Source organism: Bradyrhizobium sp. NBAIM08, assembly GCF_020193935.1.
Classification (GTDB): domain Bacteria; phylum Pseudomonadota; class Alphaproteobacteria; order Rhizobiales; family Xanthobacteraceae; genus Bradyrhizobium; species Bradyrhizobium yuanmingense.
In genome coordinates this window covers 1-424 of record NZ_JADYVR010000654.1, presented here as the reverse complement: position 1 = coordinate 424, position 424 = coordinate 1, and the positions used below count along the sequence as shown (strand labels likewise).

1 protein-coding gene is annotated in these 424 nt (G+C 71.7%); it reads left to right on the top strand.

Annotated features, from left to right (window positions below):
* The coding region (locus I6F37_RS41415; RefSeq protein ID WP_225154584.1) for a molybdenum cofactor guanylyltransferase at positions 1-424 on the top strand (424 nt) is incomplete at both ends.

Below are 424 nucleotides of genomic sequence, written 5' to 3'. Positions count from 1 at the left end.
CCGTTGCACACTTCCTCTGCCGACGCCACCCTCGCCCTGCTCGCCGGCGGCGAAGGCTCACGCATGGGGAAGCCGAAGGGCGACCTGCGGGTGAACGGCGTTCCGCTCGCCGAACACGTCTGGCGACGGGCGAGTTGGCCCGGGCCGACGCTCCTCGTCACCGCGCCGGGACGAGAGCATCCCCCGGGCGCCGGCGTCTTCGGTCGCGAGGTGACCGACCCAGAATCCCGCGGCGGCCCGCTCCGCGGCATCCTGACGGCACTGGAGAACGCGACGACCCCGCTCCTCCTCACCGCCGCACTCGACATGCCCCGAATGGCAAAGCCCCAATATGACTGGCTAGTCGAGCAACTCCGCGTCGCGCCGGACGCGGCCGGGCTGCTCTGCCGCCGGGGAGGCGAGATCGAACCGCTCCCCTGTGTAT